The sequence below is a fragment of the Solibacillus palustris genome, from assembly GCF_022549215.1.
In the GTDB taxonomy this organism is placed as follows: domain Bacteria; phylum Bacillota; class Bacilli; order Bacillales_A; family Planococcaceae; genus Solibacillus; species Solibacillus daqui.
The window spans coordinates 1-20,546 of record NZ_JAKZFC010000004.1 but is presented as its reverse complement, the minus strand read 5'-3'; the positions used below and the strand labels follow the sequence as shown (position 1 = coordinate 20,546).

Sequence of the window (20,546 nt, the reverse complement as noted above, 5' to 3'; positions counted from 1 at the left end):
TTTAATAAGTTGCATTCCAAAATATCACCGTTCACTTGTGAATGCTACTTCTGTAAGAAAATGAGATAAATTTCTCATTACATTCCCCCTTAAAGTTGCGGGGAACTTAAATTCCCCGCAACTTTTGTTTATTTTTCTAACTAAATGGACAGAAATAGGTGAAACAAGCTGTGAGTTTATAATTTTGTCCATTTTTTATTTCAAAACAAAAAAGCACTTTTGATAAATGGACAGACGAATCCTACGAATAGGAATAGAATCGTTTGAACACTTATCAAAAGTGCTAATAAATTGCCTCCACCGTTTGGTTAAGGCCAAAAGTTAAATTAATTATTATTTTCATTATAAAGGTTACAAATTTCGTTTGCAATACAAAATAAGGGATTTTTTGTAACAACTAATACCGATAAGAAAGTGGGATTAAATGGAACAGAAAAAGCAGCATCAACTGCCGATTTCAAACATTAATGATAATGCTTATCTTTCATTGATAGAAGAATTCGGACTAGAATATCGTATCAAAAATTCAGATTTTTTTGAGTATTTCACCTATGAAATATATATGGTATTGAAAAAGGAAAAGGATCTTTTCCCCCAAAAAAACGCTGGAATACAGATGAGTAAATTAGAGTTAGTTCACATTTTAAAAATACAAAAACATGTTCAATTATTATTTACACAAAGTGAACTCGAAAATTCTAAAGGACTCATAATTTTGAAATATTTAAAAATTTTTTGTAGCTTCCTTAGAAAAAAAGAAATATCAAATCTATACTATATGCCCCCTAAACATAGTCGGAATTCTTTTTCGAAAATGAACTTGGAAGACTGTATTATCAGAAAGTTCGAAAAATATTTGGAAATCAAACGTTATGCATTAACTACAATTCACATTTATCGAGCAAGCATTAAATACTTTTTGTCTTATTCAAACTATCAACAAGGTAAGCGACATCCGAATGAATTTTGGCAATTGAGTATCCATCAGTTTGAAAAGCATTTAACAAAGGAAGTGAATTTAGAAAAAATTGCTACTTCCACAGCATACTCATATTTAAAAGCAGTCAGATTATTTTTGCGATTTTTATCTGAAGAAAATCAAATTCATTTTAGTTATCACATACCAAAGAGACTTATTCAAAATGGAAAAAGAAGCAATGAATACGCTTCAATTCAAAATATCTTATTGGTAATAGAAAAAATATTTGAACTTTCTAAGAATATTTTACAGGATATTTCTATATTTCTGATTATTCTCGAGACTGGATGTAGACCCATTGAAATTGAAAATTTGAATATTGACGATATTTATTTTCATGAGAAATTAATTGTTTTAAAGTGTAAAAAATCAAATCAAAGGACGCTGACCTTAACAGAAACCACTCTTTCATTTATCAAACAATATTTACAAATCAGAGAAAATTATTTACCCCAACTCAATTCAAAGGCTTTGTTTTTAGCCGCCTCAGGTACAGGTGCACAAATACGTAGCGATCATATTACTCATCTTTTCAGAAAATTTAATTTAAAAGTGTTTAATGAAATTCGTTTTACTCCTAAAACACTTAGACACACCTTTATTACCAATGCGCTCAATCATAATATCCATATTGATCAAGTAAAAGAATCCGTTGGTCATAAACATTTAATTTCAACACACTATTATTTTTATCGAGATATTAATCACATGAAGAAACTATTTATGGATAAAAAACTTTTTAATGGAGGTTGACCATGGCAATTGAAAAATCACTAAATATATCGTTAGAAGAAATTTGTAATCAACTAGGAGTTTCTGAAAATTCATTATTGGATTTTTTAGGTAGTGCACCTAACAGAGAAAGTATTATTGATAATGAAAAAACTGCTTTATATGTATTAGAAAAGTATCAAGAACATCTTATTAATTTGGTAAAGCTTAATAAACGATCTGAAGAAACACTTAAAACTTATAACAACTTCATTTTGAGAATAAAAAAATTTTTATTACTTAACTATCCTAATTTGCAAGTAAATGAGCTAAATGAAATTATCATAAACGAAATAATTACGAAAGATAATGAATATGAACATTCGTTTTCCGTACGAACAATTAATAAATATTACGCCATTATGAAAAGCTTTTTAAAATTTGCATACGAGATGGATTATACCAATAAAGATTTCCGTAACAAATTCCAATTAGAAAAAACTTCATTACTTCCCCGATATATTAAGGAAGCACAAATAAAAAAAATATTAGAAACTGTCGAACATTTGTTTAAGCCTTATCGCTGTAGAGCCATAATTATGTTTTTATTATTAACAGGTTGCAGAGTCAGTGAAGTTTCCAAAATTAAAGTTAAAGATTTCAATGTGATGGAAAATCTGATTTATATATATAATGGCAAAGGAAAGAAAGACAGAGTTATCCCAATGTTTCCTGAATTAAAAGGGGAGATTTTAATGTATTTGCAAAAAAGCGGCATGTCAAATTGGCATCCACAATGTGAAGGGTTTTTATTCGCTAGAGATGAAGGAATTGTACGAAATAGAAATTTTCCTATTCGAACAATTGAGCATTTAGTAGAAAGAATTCGAAAACATCAACCAGAACTTTCTTCTATTAAAGTCCATTCATTTCGACATACATTTGCCGTTTTTTGTCTGAAAATTGGAATAAAGGAGCACCATCTTACAGAGATTTTAGGACATTCTGATCCTAAAACGACAATGACTTATACTAAATTACGTGGCGAAGATCTAAGAGATGAAATTATCAATAAATTCCCCTACCCTTTCGAAATTCTACTAAGTACAATTAGTGAGGATAAGAAGTGAAAACAGTACTCGATGAGCTTAAAATTTATAACAGTAATGTACGTTTATCTAAAAAAACCCTAACCAATTATAACTATTCGTTAAAGAAATTCATCTCCTATTTATCAAATGAAATGAATACTAATCCAAAGGATATTTATTTAGATAAGGTAATTTTATTAATAGATTCTTCCGGTAAACCACTTAGATATATGTCCATTAATAGCATTGTAATTGACAACTATTTCTTATTATTGAAAGATAAAAGCTACCATGTTCTGAAAGATAAATATAAAGCCTTAATGAGTTTTTTTAGATTTTTGGAAAACAATTATTATTTTGAAAACCCTATGATTCAAATCAAATTTCAGTTGAAAGATTATTTACCTGAAAAGAAATTCTCAAAGGTATTAACCAGAGGTAATATACTAAAATTACTGAACTCTATTATTACCCATTCCAACAATTTAATGACAGACATTCTTCTCTTTACGCTTCTAATTTCAACAGGTTGTAGGATTTCAGAAATTTTAAATTTAAAATGTGAAGATATTGATTTTGAAAACGACAAATTTTTATTAGTAAAAACTAAAACTAAACACCAACGAATGATTTTTCTCCGGCCAGGAATGGGAATTGAGATTCATAAGTATACATTAAGTTTAAACCGAAAGGCTTCAGATTATTTATTTATGAAAGATTCCCAAAAACAATATACACGTAATGATGTAGAGCTTTTGTTGAAAAAATATTTACAATTAGCAAATTTGCCTCCAATTAATATACATGGATTGAGGCATACCTTTGCTACTTTAATGGCAGACCAAGGTGCCCCTATGGACATTATCAGGCAATTATTAGGTCACGAAAGTTTAATTACAACAAAGGAATATATCAATCCACATTACGTAAGAAATAGAAATTTTATCATACCTAACAATGAATTAATCTTAGATTATTTAAAGAAAAAATTATGAACAAACACTTGAAATTTAAGACATTTTCAAATAAATAGTGATAAAAATTTACAAACAAGTCTAAATTTCCGGATAAAAAAACTTCGTATTTCGAACAAAGTTTGATCAAAATACGAAGTTTTACCTGTATACTCACCTAATAACTTATAAGAACTAAAATTTAAAGTTATTTAATTTTAGAAACTTGTATTTACATTAATCCACCAGGGTGGAAATAACCATAATCTAAATTTGCGGACTTTAAGTCATAAAGCGTAAGATATTGTCTTCTTGTTTCGTTTTAACAGCAATTTTATTACGCTGTATTTTTCCGCGAGTTGTACATAACATTGTTCCTAAAGCAGTGTTTGGGTTCATTTTTATTAATACTCAAGATATAATAAAAAATAATCCTATTTGAAGTAGTTAGTTTTTATCGAATATTAGGATTAAAATAGGAGGTTTTATATGACATTAGACCAAACTACTAAATGGAAAATAATTGCTTGGGTATTAATTGCACCAATAGGAGTTAACACCCCTATACAATTCATCACTCGTAGTTATTTGATAATTAGATTTAATAGTAGCTTGTAATTTTTCTACAAATACCTCGAAAATTTCCTGATTTCTTATTTTATATAATTGGGTCTAGTGCTGACAATCCAAAACTTAAAGGCTCATCTACACTCAAAATTACAGAGCTTTATTAATAATCTCAGCAATTTCGTTATGTGAATCTCTAATAAAAAAATGATCTCCCTTAAAGAATTTATATTTACAACCGTTTCGAACATATTTATCCCACAATAGAATATTTTCTCTTGAGATACTATCATCTTCTCCAGCAAATACTGTAACATCACAACCTATTTGTAAATTACGTGGTTTATAATTATATTCATCAACGGCTAAAAAGTCTGCACGAATACTAGGAATTATGATATCAAGTAGTTCTTGATTAGCAAAAACCTCTTTTGGAGTGCCATTCATATTCATTAAAAAATTTATAAACTCTGAATCTGACATTTGTGCAATACCCTTTGGTTTTCTTTTAACTCCCACAGGTTCACAGGCTGCTAAAAACATATGTAGAGGCGGCTTAAATCTATTTTGTAATATTTTATAATAAAACTCATATGCAACTATACTGCCCATGCTATAGCCAAGAAGCGCATAGTTTCGGGGTTGATTTTCATTGAACCAAAGTAAAGCATCATTTACCATCTCATCAATAGTAGTAAATGTTTTTTCTGAAAAACGACTACCCCGCCCGGGAAGTTCCATGGTGACAAGTTCTATTTTTTCTGATAAAAATCCGTCAATTGGCTTATATATTGCAGAAGACCCACCTGCATAAGGGAAACATATCAATGTTGTTTTTGTCATATTGTCCATACCCTTCCTATTTAAATGTTGATATATCAATGGCTCACACCATCCTGGGTGTCAAAATTATTTTGGCTGCTTATACCCAACTCTTTTCAAGCTAAGCTCACTTCTTTTATACTACACCACCAGGATAAAAACACATCAAGTTTTCCGTAATAAGGCTTGCTGTTCTTCCTCGCGTGAGTGCTGCTTCCTGCTTCAATCCCTTCAAGAAGTCTTGGGTAACTGAAGCATCCTTCACCCATTAAGCGGGTAATAACAAGCGCATTTTTGGTCATTCTCCGTTCGAATGTTATGGTTAAACTCCTTTAAACGATTGACGTGATGAGGATTCACCATGACATATGGGATGCCGCCATACCCACTTAGATAAGCAGCTGAATTCATCCAGTAGTTGTTATTAGGCTCAAAACAAACGAGAATTTCAGTTGTTTTATTATGCGCTTGCTTGGTCTTTTCCATAATAAGATTCAATACATCACATGTTTGTGAACACGGAAAAGATTTTTAAAGCCACTTCTTCAGTTTTCAATCACACAAGAATAGTGTTTATGTTTGGGGATATCAATCCCGATCACAAGCGTATTTTAGAAACTTAAATAATTTTTTGATTCATATTAGATTACATGTATGGAATCCTCCAGTATGGGTATGAGTCAATTTAGCGTTTAATACTCAAGCATCATACAAGAGGACTTTTTCTATTTCAAGCCCCTGAAATTCTTTCTAACAGGAATGCCCCAATATTAATTTAAAAATATTCCCGATTCCAAAAATTTAATTTTTTTAGATTTTTTATGACTTGCTACTGATAGAATGTAACTTTCATCTATCATATATTGTTCAAATTGCCAATCAAGTTGTTGCTTGATAGAATTATCTATGATTGTGGGACTGTATTGATTATTAAAATGTACGGAAAAGGAAAGCAAATTCTTACTTAGACCCTCTCCAGTTGCTTTAACATAGCATTCCTTCATAGTCCAAATTTGGAAAAAACGCTTTTGCTGTTCATCTATTGTCATTGGATATATTATGTAAGCATATTCTTCTTTAGTAAAAAAGCTTTGTGCAATATCGATGTCAATTTCCTGAATTCTTTCAATATCGATTCCTACTGGCTTTTCATCTACTATACATACAAGCCAAATCCCAGCGTGTGATACATTAAAATGTACGTTCCTTGGGAAAGTTAAGATTGGTTTACCATTTACCCCTACCTTCTTTTGGACTTCATCTACCGTGCATCCATTAAATTTATGGACAACATATCTTGCCAATATATCAGCAAAAATACATCGGATAGCATCCTCTCTTTTTCGAAATTGTTTCACCTTTCTTTGTCTCTCGCATGTGAGTTTTGTTAATAATTGATTGTATTGAGTTTGCTCAATATTAAAATCTATTTTTAATGCATAGATAATTGACTTTGAATCTAGCATTTCTAACCTCCCTCTATAAATGTTGATGTATCAATGGCTCGCGCCATTTTTGAGTGTCTCCCAATAAAGAAATATAAAAAGCAAGAGAAAAATCCCTATTAATGATGTAAATTTCGTGACAGCCATGAATAGGATTCTCAAGACTTTTTAATTAATATGACTTTTACAATAAGTTTAATTATAAATATACTATCTACTTTAACCCTACCATCACGTATTTTTATTAACCATTCAACATATAATTACATATTTGTATTATACATACCTTAAATGACCGTTTTACATTTTTCAATATTGATTCTCTTTAATACATCCAGTAACATACACACATTACTTATAATCAGGATTCTCGTAGGCTCGACTGCCAAAACAATCTGTAGTTCATTTATCACAAGCTCTAGCAAAATCTACTCTTTGTTGCTGTCCACTAGAAAATTGTGACGGAAACTTTTGGGCAGAAATGAACTATATGAATGATAGGGGTACGCCTTAAATATCCTTTAGTGCTTTCATTCTACTCATCATAATTGTAAGTACCACCATAATAATTCCACATACCATTGGTAATAACCATGGAGATACTATATCTACTAAAACTCCTCCAATAACTGCACCTACTGGAGTTAACCCCGTAACAAAGGTTAAGATTACACTTCTTACTCTGCCTAACATTTCATTTGGCACATTCTTTTGTAGTGATACAAAAAAAGGTATGTTATATGAAACTGAACATATTGCCAGAATGATAAATATAATAATTGAAATGATAAAATATAAAATAGTATCCAGAGTAATGATCAAATCGCATGTCAAAATCCCAGTAAAAAGCATTCCAATTGAAGCGACTGCTATACAGCTCATTATCCTTTTATAATTACTTTTAGCCTCTGGTAATAAAAACGTTATAACTGTACCAATAAGCATACCTAAAGGAAACATAGCCTCTAATATACCTAGTTGACTCGATGAAAAACCCCAAATATTAACAGATATATAAGGTACCGTGACGGTAATTCCAATTATAAAGAACATATTAAAAAACACTGTAAAACTTCCTAATACGACTAACCATGTCTGTGACCTAATATAGGCAATTCCTTCTTTAAAATCTTCTATAAAGGTGTTTTTTACACAATCATCATTATCTTTATTACTTTTTTTATCGATACCATATATTTTATTCTTAACCTTAAAATCTAGGAAAATTTCCATTAAACCTGCAAAAATAAAAGATATTCCATTGAATAATAAAAACAGTCTAATATCAATTAAAGCATAAACTACTCCACCAATACTAGGTCCTGCAATGCTTGAAATGGATAAAACAGCCTGATTTAGAGAAGTAACTTTCGTTAGTCTTTTTTCATCTACCAAATTTGGAATGGAAGCTTCCATTGGTGTTTCAGAAAAAATAGTACATGTTGCTATTAAAAAGGTTGATATATATATATATATTAATCTCAAGCTATCGAAACTGCTTAATGCAAATATAGCAATAATAACAATTCCGCTTAATATATCCATAATTACAACCATCTTTTTCCTATCAACTCTATCCGCAACAACACCTGAGATTGGTCCAAATATAATTTTTGGTATAACTCCTAATGCTATAGTAATAGAAAAGTACAATCCCGAGCCTGTCGTACTTAAAATATACAATCCCATTGCAAAACTATAAATGCTGCTTCCAAGTAAAGAAACTAACTGACCAAGAATAAGTATAAACACATTCTTTGTAACCATTCGATTGATACTTTTTTCATCTGTAATTGTAATTATTTCATTTTGGAATGCCTTTTCCATACTATTCATCTTCCTCATAACAAAAGTATCCAATATGACACTTCGTTTTTATTTTTATGGCCTATGCATCATTTAATTATTAATCACCAATTTTTTTCATTTAAGAACTTATATACAACTTCCTCCCTTTCTTTTAAACTACCTTCTCCTAAATGATCTAAACTCAATTCTCCATCTATTCTTCCATCTTTTAAATATAAGATCCTATTTCCTCTCGATGCTGCTTTTAAGTCATGCGTTACCATGACAATACTTTGTCCTTCGTTATTCAGTTGTGTTAATATATCAAGAACGACCATTCCCATGGATGAATTCAAAGCTCCTGTTGGCTCATCCGCAAAAATAATTTTAGGCTCATTGATCAAGGCTCTAGCTATTGCCGTTCGCTGTTTTTGCCCACCAGATACTTCAGATGGATATTTATATACATCCTTTTCTAAACCTAATTTTTTTAATAACAATTGTGCTTTTTGATTGACTGATTTTTTGCTTTTTGATGGGCTGTATCCATTGAAAGACACATTCTCAAATAAAGTCATATCAGGTAATAAATTAATTCCTTGAAAAATAAATGCCATATCGTTTTTTCTGATTTTAGCAATTTGATTTTCATTGAAAGAGGTTATATCTTTGCCAAGAAGCTCTACCTTTCCCTGACTATATTGGTCCATTGTGCTTATCGCATAAAGCAATGTTGATTTTCCTGCACCGGAGCTCCCCATGATAATGGTAAAGTCACCCTCGTATATCTCTAAATTCATATTATTAATAATATCTAATTTTTCTTTCCCTATACTAAAGCTTTTACATAAATGGGTTGTTTTGATGATCGCTCTCTTCATTTTCTTACTCCTCCATTAATTCTATGGCATTTATACGTTCTACTTTTGAAGTTCCTAAAAATGCAAATATTAACATTACGATAAAGATAAGAGCACAGTATATGATGGTTTTTAAAGGTGAAAAAATGATCGCATTAGGACTCGTGATGACAAGTTCAATTAGTGGTTTTGATATCCCATTGTGAATGAATATAGCGACAGCTATACCTATTGTTGTTAAGATGGCAATTCTCGAAAGTATCCTGACCTTAAGAAACTTACTTGTAAACCCTAATGCCTTTTGAATTCCCAAATTCCTTCTTTCATCTATAATAATGATGGCAATGATTGAAATGATATTCAAAGCACTGAGGATAAGCATGAAAATCGAGATTGTCGATACTACCGGGGGTACCATAGAAGTCATATCATTCAGTAGCTCATTATAATTTCCTAAATTAGCTTGTACTAATGTATCCTTGAAATGAAGTTCAAAATCTTTTTTGAAATCATCATAAGATTCTTGATTTTTCAACTGAACAGCTACGGTGTTATAATAGGGTTTTAAGTTATAGTGTTCCATCGCTTCATTTAGCAGCCTTACATTACGCCCGCCATATTTTATGCTGCCAAAAGACCCTACTATTAAAAATTCTTCATCTTTACTATGAATCTTAAAGTTCATTTTGTCGCCAATTTTCAAATTTGTATCCCTTAACATTTGAAGACTTATATTGATTTCATTATATTTTTCTGGTAATCTACCTTCATAAATTTCAAATCCTAAATGATCATACGTTGAAAAAGATTCAATCGCATAAACATCCAATACACCATACTTTTCACTATCGTATTTTATATAATTCCCAGCATTTAGATAGAGTCCATACCCATAATGTTCAACTCGTTTGTCGTTAATAAAATAATCTATAATCTCAGTTTCCATTTCTTGAGATGTGATGTTGGTATTTATGGTGGCCGATGTTTTATGTAGATTGAGCCAAATGTTTGCATGATCTTTTGAAACGGCAAACATATGATCCGTATTGATAAAAAGTAACGTAGTAAACATGTAGATGGTGGTTATGATACATACGTTTAATGATAATCTTTTATTTTTTAATATATCATTAATGGATAACGCAATCGGGTTATTTGTATGTTTAAATAGGGTCCAACTTCTTTTACCGCTTTTGGGAGTGTTCGTGACCGAAATTGCTTCTACTGGTGATATTTTATTAATTTTTCTTAATTCTAAAGCCACAAATATTTGAATAATCACATTAAAGAGTACGATGATTATTCCACCTATAATAAAATATCTACTATTATATCCAAAATCACCAAAATACTTCAGGATGTTTTTTTGTAAAATATAAGCCGCTGGAAAACTAATGGCCACACCGATCGATGTTGAAATAATACCTACAAAAAGATAAGCTTTACTATATATTTTCTTGATTGCGGATGCCGTAAATCCTAGTGCTTTGTAAGTTCCAATCGATTTAATTTCTTTCATTAAATTACTTTTCAAAGTAAATAAGACGACAATAATCCCACTTATTAACGTTAATATACCTGCAAAAGTCATAATAACCGATACTAAACCAGTATCAGCTAGTTGATTTAATATGAGATAATACTTTTCCATATAATATTCATTACTTGTAAAATTCTCATGAAGATAATCCGCCACAGCTTCCTTTTCACTTGCATATTTGAATACAACAAATCCCCCTCTAACTTCTTCATCGAACAACTGAACATCTCTTTCATTGATATACATTATTTTGGCAGGATTAGCTAAGGATGAATTTTGTGAATCATTTATTATGGCCGAAATTTTAAACTGACTTTCACCCGCTTTATCAATTTCAATAACATCATTCAATTTCAAGCCTTTCTTATCTGCTAATATTTTAGAAATCCAAATCTCCCCTGCTTCTGGGGACGACAAGTGTTCTCCCTCTAAAATTGTTAATTTCCAGTTTAAATCTTCTATATCTTTTATAGATATGATAAGGTTTCTATCTTCATTAAACTTTTCATGGTTCCATTTATTTATGTTCATGGATGAATACATGGCTTTGTATTCTTGGAAATCTTTTATTAGTTTTCCTTCACCAGCTTGTTCTTCGAGCATTTCCAATTCTTTATCTGATGAATTAAATAAATATACATCAGGAAACGCAGGGTTACTATAGTAATCTGTTATGGAACTATTTATACTATCTATAAAGATACGAGATGTTGAAAGTAAGCCAGAGGTAACCATTAATATTACGGCAATTAACACAAATGATAGTTTGCTATTTCTAATTTTTTTCTTCCACATTATAATTTTTCTCCTTAAAAAAGTTGAATGACATTACTAGATGGTTACTAGCACTTTATTACCAGGTATATCTTCTAATATATCAATAAACATGATTAATTTATTCTCGCTTACATAGCAATTAGCTCCTCTTTGCGTTTTAACTTCTTTAGTATGCTTAGTATCATCACTTAATTGAAACAATTGTGCTATTTTATAATCAGCATTATATACTCCCAAATAATTAAATATTGGTACATCAAAGTCCATAATTTTAGATTGATTTAAAATTCGACCAACTTTTTTATACTTTTTTGATAATTCCTCATCCTTCATTATAGTTAAAAAATTTATATTCTTTTCACCTGCTAATTTCATAATGCTACTTATATTTCCTAAGTTAGAATCACCTTTTGTACAAGTGTATGGAACAATATCTAAAAATTCTCCAATTACTGTGAAGTAATTTTTTTCTCCAAATCTTCTTCCCATGTTTAAAATGCTTACTGGTAAATTCACTATATCTAAATTTTTTCTATAAATTTCAATAAATTTTCCAAACGCAAATTCCCACATCTGATCCTGATTATTTAAAATCTCGTGCGGTACATCAAATTCAAGTTGTTTAAAAACTAATTTATGTTTTATTTCAGTTAACTTTTCGTTGTAAATTTTAGAAACTTCCTCAAACTCATTTAAATTAAATTCCTTTATTATATCTTCTTCCATAATCTCTTGAGGGCCTTTTTTAATTTGATTTATATAATCCAAATAAGTAGCTTTAGAATCTCTCTGTAATCTGTTGCTGCCATCATTCATATACTCTTTATAGATTAAATTCTTTACTATTTCTGAACTCATACCATCAAATATTAAGTGATTTACCATCAGATATAAAACAAATCTATTACTTGCATTTTTAACTAGGATAAACGCATAGTAAATTTTATTTTTTGTATAATTACTATTTTCATGGACCTTTATATTTATATCTTTTATTACTTCCTTTAATACAAATGCTCTTTTATCTTTCTCTATTTTACTTAAATCTAGATATGGCAATTTTACATTTTCTATCGTATCGTATTCATATAAATACATCTCAGATTGTTTTTCTACTATTGCCGCTCTAAGCATCTCCTCTCGATTTATTAAAGAACTTACTGCACTTTCCAATCTTTGTATATCTACTTCGAAATTAAATTCGACTTTTGTTCCTGACTTTGTCAAACCTATTTTTTGACTCATTTTTTGTATTTCTGCAAGTTTGTATTTATTCATTACGTTTCTATTTATTATTTTTTTTGTAAATTCATGATATTCTGTGTTTACTTTATTTCTAGTCAAGTCTATATATCCTTGTATAAATGCCTCACTATTACATTCATCAGTCATATCTGAATCATTAGAATCATTACTTTGATCATTATCGTTATGTTGTGCAACGTAATTATTACAAATACTTTTTATATCCTGATACATAAATATATCGCTTAGTGTAATAGTTATGTTCTCTTCTTGAAGTATTGAAGCTATCTTGATAGCATTTAGTGAGTTCCCACCTAAACTAAAATAATTATCACTAATACTTATTCTATTAACTCCTAACACTTGCTCCCATACTTTTACTAATACATTTTCAATTTCATTTCTTGGTTCTTCATATATTGCACCTGTATTAATTTCACTATTTGGTCCCGGTAATGCTTTTCTATCAATTTTTCCATTGGTGGTTAGAGGCATTTCACTTAGTTTTATAAAATACGAAGGTATCATATAATCCGGCAAATATTTTTTTAGTTCTTCTCTCAGCTCATTTACCTTATATGTTTTTTCTGATACATAATAGGCACATACATATTTACTCTCACTATCGCCTTTATCTAAAACAATTACCTCTTTAACACCTTCAATTTCCAACAACCGATTTTCTATCTCTGGAAGCTCAATTCTGAACCCTCTTATTTTCACTTGATGGTCTATTCTTCCTAAAAACTCTATGTTTCCATCAGGTAACCATCTTGCTAAATCACCTGTTTTGTACATTTTCTTACCTAACTCAAAGGGGTTATTCACAAATTTTTGATCGGTTAAGGCTTGATTAGCTAAGTAACCTCTAGCAATTCCATCTCCACTAATGCATAACTCACCTGCTACACCTGTTGGCAACAAATGATGTTCCTTATCAACGATATAAACCCTTGTATTCCTTATAGGTTTTCCAATTGGAATTGTGTTACATTCTTCACTTTCAGACTTCCACATGGTTGCACAAATTGTACATTCAGTTGGTCCATAAGCATTGATATATCTACTTTTTTTAGAAAGCTTGCTAACCATATTCCTTTTTGCATCACTTCCAGCTGTAATAATCAATTCAACTTTAGAATCTTCAAAATCTAGTTCATTGGCTACAAATGGCGGCACTGTTAATATATTTATCTCATGATCCTTTATATATTGACTTAATTTTATTGGATTCATTATGATTTCTTCGGTTGTAATATGTAATTCTGCTCCAAACAAAACAGCCATATATAGTTCCCAAGCAAAGGCATCAAAAGATATACTTGCAAATTGTAATATCTTCAAATTGGAATTGATCCCAAAGTCTTTTTTAAAGGTATTTGTTAAATTTATTATTCCCTTATGCTCTATAGCAACCCCCTTAGGATTTCCAGTTGTTCCAGAGGTAAATATGACATATGCTAGATTTGTATTATTTGTTATTTCATGAAAATTGCTATTATCTCCTTGATATAACTTTTCATTATTTAAATCGATTACTTCACACCCAAATTTACACAGGTTTATTAAGCTACTTTGTGTTAATAAGATTTTTACTCCACTATTTTTTAGCATATATTCAATTCTATTTTGTGGATATTTAGGGTCAATTGGTAAGTATGCTCCACCTGCTTTTAATACAGCCATCATCCCTATAACCATTTCTATTGACCGATTTACCATAACCGCAACTATTACCTCTGGACCAACGCCCTTTTCTTTTAACACTCGCGCAAAAGCATTCGCTTTTTCATTAAGTTCTTTATACGTTAATTTCTCACCAACATATGCTATCGCTATATGATTAGGCGTTTTTTCTACTTGTTCCTCAAACAATTGAGGTATGGTTTTATTTTCTGAATAGGTTATTTTTGTATCATTGAACTCGACTAATAGTTTTTGCTTTTCATCATTACTTACTATTTCTATATCTTTTACCTGTATTGATATATTTTTTAAAATAGTATCTAATACATTTTCAAAAATATTTCCAATTATTTTAACGTCAGTGGATAGTGATTGATCCCAGTAATGAAACGTTAGCTCAATTTCGTTATTATTTTTATCTAAAACTAATGTAAGCTCGTTTTCATTTAAACTAAGAATATTGTCTATCTGACTTTTGCTATGAATATTCTTCATGCAATAATATATATTCACCTTTTGATAAAAATTCTTAGAGGTATAAAGCTCATTTATATCAAAAAATTGATATACATAAGCTTCTAACATTTGCTTTTTTGTATTATTAATGACTTCTTTAAATGAATCTTCTATATTCATTTTATTATTTAAAACGATAAATGGGTTATTACTCTCTACATCACTTTTTTTAATATATTGTGGAATTCCAATGACTAATTTTGTGCTTTGTAAATATTTAGTTAATACTACTTTAAGTACTGTTAGGATAAACATGTGAATAAGCATGTCATCATTCTTACAGATTTTTAATAAATACTCCGATTTCTCTGGGGCTAGTTTCAATTCAACCTGATTATTCTCCCTTTTATTCCCATTGTATTCTTTATTGAAGTTTACTTTTTCGTAATCTTCACCTATCATTTTGTTCCAATATTCTCTTGCTTTCACATTGTTATTCATAAAACCATATCCCCTTTCAGGATTCTAAGCCGCAAAAAAGCTTTTTCTTCATTAGTCAATAGTTCTTTCTTGTCAATTAAGTCAGATTTCATATTTCCCCAAGATTGTGCCAAAATCATTGTATAATTGACTTCTTTTGAACCCAACTTATTCTAGAATAGTTGTTATTAAGTGACGGTTTATCGAAAAGGAGCACAATTGATTTATCTAATTGATCCATAAAGGAAAAATTAAATACATAATATTCTTCATGCAATAATAAACATTAACCTTATTAAAAAATTCCTTTGAAGTGTAAAGCTCATGCATATCAAAAGATTGATTGATATACATAAGCTTTTATTATTTTTTTCTTACTAATGACTTCTTTGAATAAACATGTCTACATTCTTAAGTTAACTTTTTCATAATCTTGACCTATAATTATATTCAATATTCTTTATCTTCCCCATTTATCCTCCTTTCTGTTTTTAAGCCGCTAATCTTTTAAAATGTGAATTCAAATTCGTTTGAATTGTAGTAGTCAACTTCCTTTTCAAAAAAGCTTTTCTCATCATTAGTCAATAACTCAATATCACCTATTACTTTGCCTAAATTAGTACTTGTTAATTTCATTAAATCTTGTAGTAATTGAACCATTCTTTCTATCGTTTGTTGATCATATAAACTAGTTAAATAACTTACTTTAAAGTGAATTTCATCATCACTTTGAAAAGCTTCTATCGTTATGTCAAACCTTCCAGTATTTTCAAAACCATTTAAGTCATATGGTTTTAACGTTATATTATCTAGTTTAATGCTGCTTTCTTCAAAATTTTGTAGTACAAACATAATATCAAATATTGGATTTTTATTTAGTGAACGTCTGGCATCTACCTTATCAACTAATTCTTCAAATTGATAATCTTGGTTTTCATAAGCTTTTAATGTCTTTTCTTTAACCATTTTCAAATAGTCCTTAAAGCTTAATTCTTCTTTCACCATAGTCCTTATAGCCAAGGTGTTTACAAACATTCCCACTAAGTTTTCTAAATCTCTATGATTTCTACCGGCTATTGGTGTTCCAACTATGATTTCCTCTTGTCCACTATACTTTGATAACAATATATTGATATTAGCTAATAGAATCATATATAGAGTACTTCCTGTTTCTTTGGCAACCTCAATTATGTTATGAGTGGTTTCTTTATCCAAAATAAATTGTATATTATCCCCATTAAAATGATTAATTTCAGGTCTAGTATAATCCACGGTAGGCAAATTTAATGTTGGTATGGTACCACTAAACTCTTTTAACCAATACTCTTCTTGCCTTTTAAACTCTATTTTTTTCCTGCGATTTAGCTGCCATGTAGAATAATCTTTATATTGAATCCTTAAGTCTTCTAATTTTTTATTTGCATATAAGTCGGCAAACTCTTTTGTTAGGATTGCCATTGAAGTTCCATCTGAAATAATATGATGCATATCCAGCAACATTAAAAATTCATTTTTTTCTAATCGTATGATAGATACTCTGAATAATGGAAGTTTTTCCAAATCAAATGGTTTTACAAATTCTTTAATTCGCTCTCGTAATTGATCCTCTTTAATTACTTCATCTTTATCACTAAGATCCATTTTATCAATGTTGAACTGAATCTCTTCTATACTGTGAATTAGTTGTACTATTTCTCGGTTTTTAGTATGAAAAGTTGTTCTTAAGGTTTCATGCCTGTTCATTAACTCCAAAAATATTTCGTTCATTCTTTCTAATTGAAAATCACCAGCGATTTCTACAGCCATTGGAATATTATAAGCTATACTGTCTTTATCAAATTCTTGTAAAATATACATTCTCTTTTGTGCTGATGAAACTTCATAATAATCCTTTTTCTCAGCTAAACCTATAGACTTATATTCTTCTTTGCCAGCAGCTACTATATATTCACTGAGTCCTTTGATACTTCTGAAATTAAAAACTTCTTTTAATGGAACTTGTACATTTAACTCCTTATGAATTCTACCTACTAATTTTGTTGCTTTTAAAGAATGCCCGCCTAATACAAAAAAATCATCATTAATTCCTATATGATTTAATCCCAGAACACTTTCCCATACGGTTACCAATTGCTTTTCCAATTCATTTCTTGGAGCTTCATATTCTGCTCCTGTATTGATTTCTCCTTCTGGTTCTGGTAATGACCTCCTATCTACTTTACCATTGGATGTTAAAGGCATTTCCTTTAACTTTATAAAGTATGATGGTATCATATAGTCTGGTAAATTATTTTTTAGATTTTCTCTTAATTCAGCTACACTATACTCCTTTTCTGCCACATAATAAGCGCATAAATACTTATTCTCAGCTTCACCCTTATCTACTACTACTGCTGCTTTTATTCCTACTATTTCTGATAATCTATTTTCAATTCCGTCAAGCTCTATTCTAAAGCCTCTAATTTTAACTTGCTTATCTATTCTTCCTAAAAACTCTATATTACCGTCCGGTAACCACCTTGTTATATCTCCCGTTCTATACAGTTTTTCTCCATACTTATATGGATTCTTTACAAATTTAGCTTTAGTTAATTCCTCATTATTCAAGTAACCTCTAGCAACCCCATCTCCACCAACACATAATTCTCCTGGCACACCAATTGGAACTAATTTATTATGTTTATCCAAAATATAAGCAGTTGAATTTGCTATCGGCTTTCCAATAGGTAGTGTACTTGTTGTGTCATAAATTTCATAGTACGTTGAAAATGTTGTATTTTCAGTTGGACCGTATCCATTAATCACTTTAATATTTGGGGCTTGTTTCTTTACTATCATGACATGTTTTAAGGAAACTACATCCCCACCAACTAATAAGTATTTTAGATATTTAAATAGATTGTTATGATCTTCAACTAACTTATTAAATAAAGCTGATGTTAACCATAAGATCGTTATTCTGTTTTTTGATAAATATTGTTCTAAGTTATTGGCATTTAATATGATTTCATTACTTACTAGATGTAAAGTTGCCCCGTTTAATAGTGCTCCCCAAATTTCAAAGGTTGATGCATCAAAAGCTATTGAACCTGTTTGAAGGATCTTATCATGATCCTTAATCTCTATATAGTTAGTATTTTTAACAAGTCTTACTACATTTCTTTGAATAACTTCTACACCTTTTGGTATTCCAGTAGTTCCCGAAGTATATATAACATAAGCTAAATGATTACTCGAATGTATGTTGTCAAGGTTTCTATTATCTTCGCTGAATAAGTTTTCATTGCTTAAATCCAATATCTCGCAACCGAAATCAGTATATTTTCTTACATCATTTTGAGCTAATAGTATTCTGATATTACTGTTTTCAATCATATATTTTATTCTATTTTGCGGATATTCAAAATCTATAGGTAAATATGCTCCACCTGCCTTTAGTATAGCCATTATACCTACAATCACTTCCACCGAACGTTCTGTTATTATTCCTACAATAACGTCTGGTCCTACACCTTTTTCTTTTAAAACTCTTGCCAAGGAATTAGATCTTTCATTAAGTTCTTTATATGTTAGTTTCTTGTTCTCAAATACCACTGCAATATTATCTGGTACATTGTTTACTTGTTCTTCAAATAATTCATGTATTACCTTTTCTCTTGGATAATCTGTTACCGTATCATTAAACTCTACAATTAATTTATTCTTTTCATTTTCGTCTAGTATTTCTATATCCTTTAGTTTAGCCTTAGAATTTCTTACAATTTCTTTTACTATATTTAAGAAATGACTTACCATTCTTTCTATAGTTTCATGCTTATATAGGCTTGTTGCATAACTTAAATGAAAGTTAATTTCATCATTTTCCTCTACTGCATTAATTGTTATATCGAATTTTTCCACATCATAACTTGTATGATAAGGCTTAAAAGTTAAATCCTCTGCTTCTAACTTTTCTTCTTCCGTGTTTTGTAGAACAAACATCACATCAAATATTGGATTTCTATTTAATTCTCTACTTACTGCTGCCTTTTCAACTAATTCTTCAAATTGGTAGTCTTGGTTTTCAAAAGCACTTAATGTCTTTTCTCTAACAGATTTCAAATAATCTTTAAAATTTATCTCACTATCTACATTAGTTCTTATTGCTAAAGTATTTACAAACATACCAATTATGTTTTCTAAGTCTCTATGATTTCTTCCAGCTATTGCACTTCCAACTACTATATCTTCTTGACCGCTGTATCTAGATAGTAAAATATTAATGTTAGCTAATAAAATCATGTACAGAGTGCTGCTGGCTTCTTTAGCAATATTTTTTAATTTTTTTGTTATTTCCTTATCCAAAACAAAGCTGATACTTTCGCCGCTAAAATCTTTCACTTTTGGCCTTGTGTAGTCCGTAGGTAGATTTAATACTGGCAACTCTCCACTAAATTCCTTTAGCCAATATTCTTCCTGTTTTCTAAATTCTTCACCTTCTCTTTTCTTCAATTGCCAAGATGAATAATCCTTGTATTGCACCTTGAGTTCTGCTAAATCTTTCCCTGCATAAAGCTCGCTAAATTCATTTGTTAATATACTCAAGGAAACTCCGTCCGATATTATGTGATGCATATCAAATAGCATAATATGTCTGTCTTTCTCTGGACTTAATACAGAAACTCTTAGTAATGGAGCCTCCTCTAAGTCAAATGGTTTTATGAATTCCTTTGCTTTTACTTTTATTTCTTCCTCACTTTGAACTTCTACTTCTTCTGTTTCAAATTTTATCTCTTCTGCTGAATGGACTTTTTGTACAATCTTATCTTCTTTAGCATAAAAACTTGTCCTTAATGTTTCATGTCTTTCAATTAATTTTGCAAATGCTTTATTTAATCTATTTATATCCAGTTTACCTGTTATCTCTAAAATTCCTGGCATATTATAGGCAATACTATCTCTATCATACTCTTGCAGCATATACATTCTTTTTTGTACAGAGGATGCTTCATAGTACTCTTTTTCTTCTACTTTTTCTATTTCTTCGTATTGTTTCTTACTATTGGTTAAGATATATTCACTAAGACCTTTTATGTTTTCTCGACTAAATATTTCTTTCAGTGGAATATCTATATTCATCTCTTTATGAATTCTGCCTGCTAATATC

Annotated in this window: 11 protein-coding genes; 4 read left to right on the top strand and 7 right to left on the bottom strand. The window is 29.9% G+C overall.

Going from position 1 to position 20,546, the window contains the following annotated elements:
• Positions 1-424 precede the first annotated feature (424 nt).
• The 4 genes from LZ480_RS11445 to LZ480_RS19895 all read left to right on the top strand — a co-directional run bounded on the left by LZ480_RS11445 (position 425) and on the right by LZ480_RS19895 (position 4,352).
• Positions 425-1,732, top strand: coding sequence for a tyrosine-type recombinase/integrase (locus LZ480_RS11445; protein WP_241369577.1), 1,308 nt, complete (start codon positions 425-427; stop codon positions 1,730-1,732).
• A 2-nt stretch (positions 1,733-1,734) separates the two neighbouring features.
• Positions 1,735-2,820, top strand: a complete 1,086-nt coding sequence (locus LZ480_RS11440) for a tyrosine-type recombinase/integrase (protein ID WP_241369576.1) — start codon at positions 1,735-1,737, stop codon at positions 2,818-2,820.
• Entirely contained in the window at positions 2,817-3,776 is a 960-nt protein-coding gene (locus tag LZ480_RS11435; RefSeq protein WP_241369575.1) for a tyrosine-type recombinase/integrase, read from the top strand. Before LZ480_RS11440 ends, LZ480_RS11435 begins: the two co-directional genes overlap by 4 nt.
• A gap of 447 nt (positions 3,777-4,223) precedes the next feature.
• The gene (locus LZ480_RS19895; RefSeq protein WP_255731403.1) at positions 4,224-4,352 is read left to right on the top strand and encodes a hypothetical protein; all 129 of its coding nucleotides are present in this window, start codon (positions 4,224-4,226) and stop codon (positions 4,350-4,352) included.
• 99 nt (positions 4,353-4,451) lie between these two features.
• On the opposite strand, the gene LZ480_RS11430 is transcribed toward LZ480_RS19895, so the two are convergent.
• The 7 genes from LZ480_RS11430 to LZ480_RS11400 form a co-directional block, all read right to left on the bottom strand.
• On the bottom strand, positions 4,452-5,144 hold the full coding sequence (locus tag LZ480_RS11430) for a thioesterase II family protein (RefSeq protein WP_241369574.1): 693 nt from the start codon (positions 5,142-5,144) through the stop codon (positions 4,452-4,454).
• 749 nt (positions 5,145-5,893) lie between these two features.
• A complete protein-coding gene (locus LZ480_RS11425; RefSeq protein WP_241369573.1) occupies positions 5,894-6,589 on the bottom strand; it encodes a 4'-phosphopantetheinyl transferase family protein in 696 nt (231 codons plus the stop codon).
• A gap of 489 nt (positions 6,590-7,078) precedes the next feature.
• Complete coding sequence (locus tag LZ480_RS11420; RefSeq protein WP_241369572.1) at positions 7,079-8,395, bottom strand: MFS transporter; 1,317 nt, start codon at positions 8,393-8,395, stop codon at positions 7,079-7,081.
• Between the two features lie 83 nt (positions 8,396-8,478).
• Positions 8,479-9,237, bottom strand: coding sequence for an ABC transporter ATP-binding protein (locus LZ480_RS11415; RefSeq protein WP_241369571.1), 759 nt, complete (start codon positions 9,235-9,237; stop codon positions 8,479-8,481).
• A gap of 4 nt (positions 9,238-9,241) precedes the next feature.
• Positions 9,242-11,551, bottom strand: coding sequence for an ABC transporter permease (locus LZ480_RS11410; RefSeq protein WP_241369570.1), 2,310 nt, complete (start codon positions 11,549-11,551; stop codon positions 9,242-9,244).
• A gap of 36 nt (positions 11,552-11,587) precedes the next feature.
• On the bottom strand, positions 11,588-15,421 hold the full coding sequence (locus LZ480_RS11405) for an amino acid adenylation domain-containing protein (RefSeq protein ID WP_241369569.1): 3,834 nt from the start codon (positions 15,419-15,421) through the stop codon (positions 11,588-11,590).
• Between the two features lie 486 nt (positions 15,422-15,907).
• Complete coding sequence (locus LZ480_RS11400) at positions 15,908-20,518, bottom strand: non-ribosomal peptide synthetase (protein WP_241369568.1); 4,611 nt, start codon at positions 20,516-20,518, stop codon at positions 15,908-15,910.
• Between the last annotated feature and the right edge of the window lie 28 nt (positions 20,519-20,546).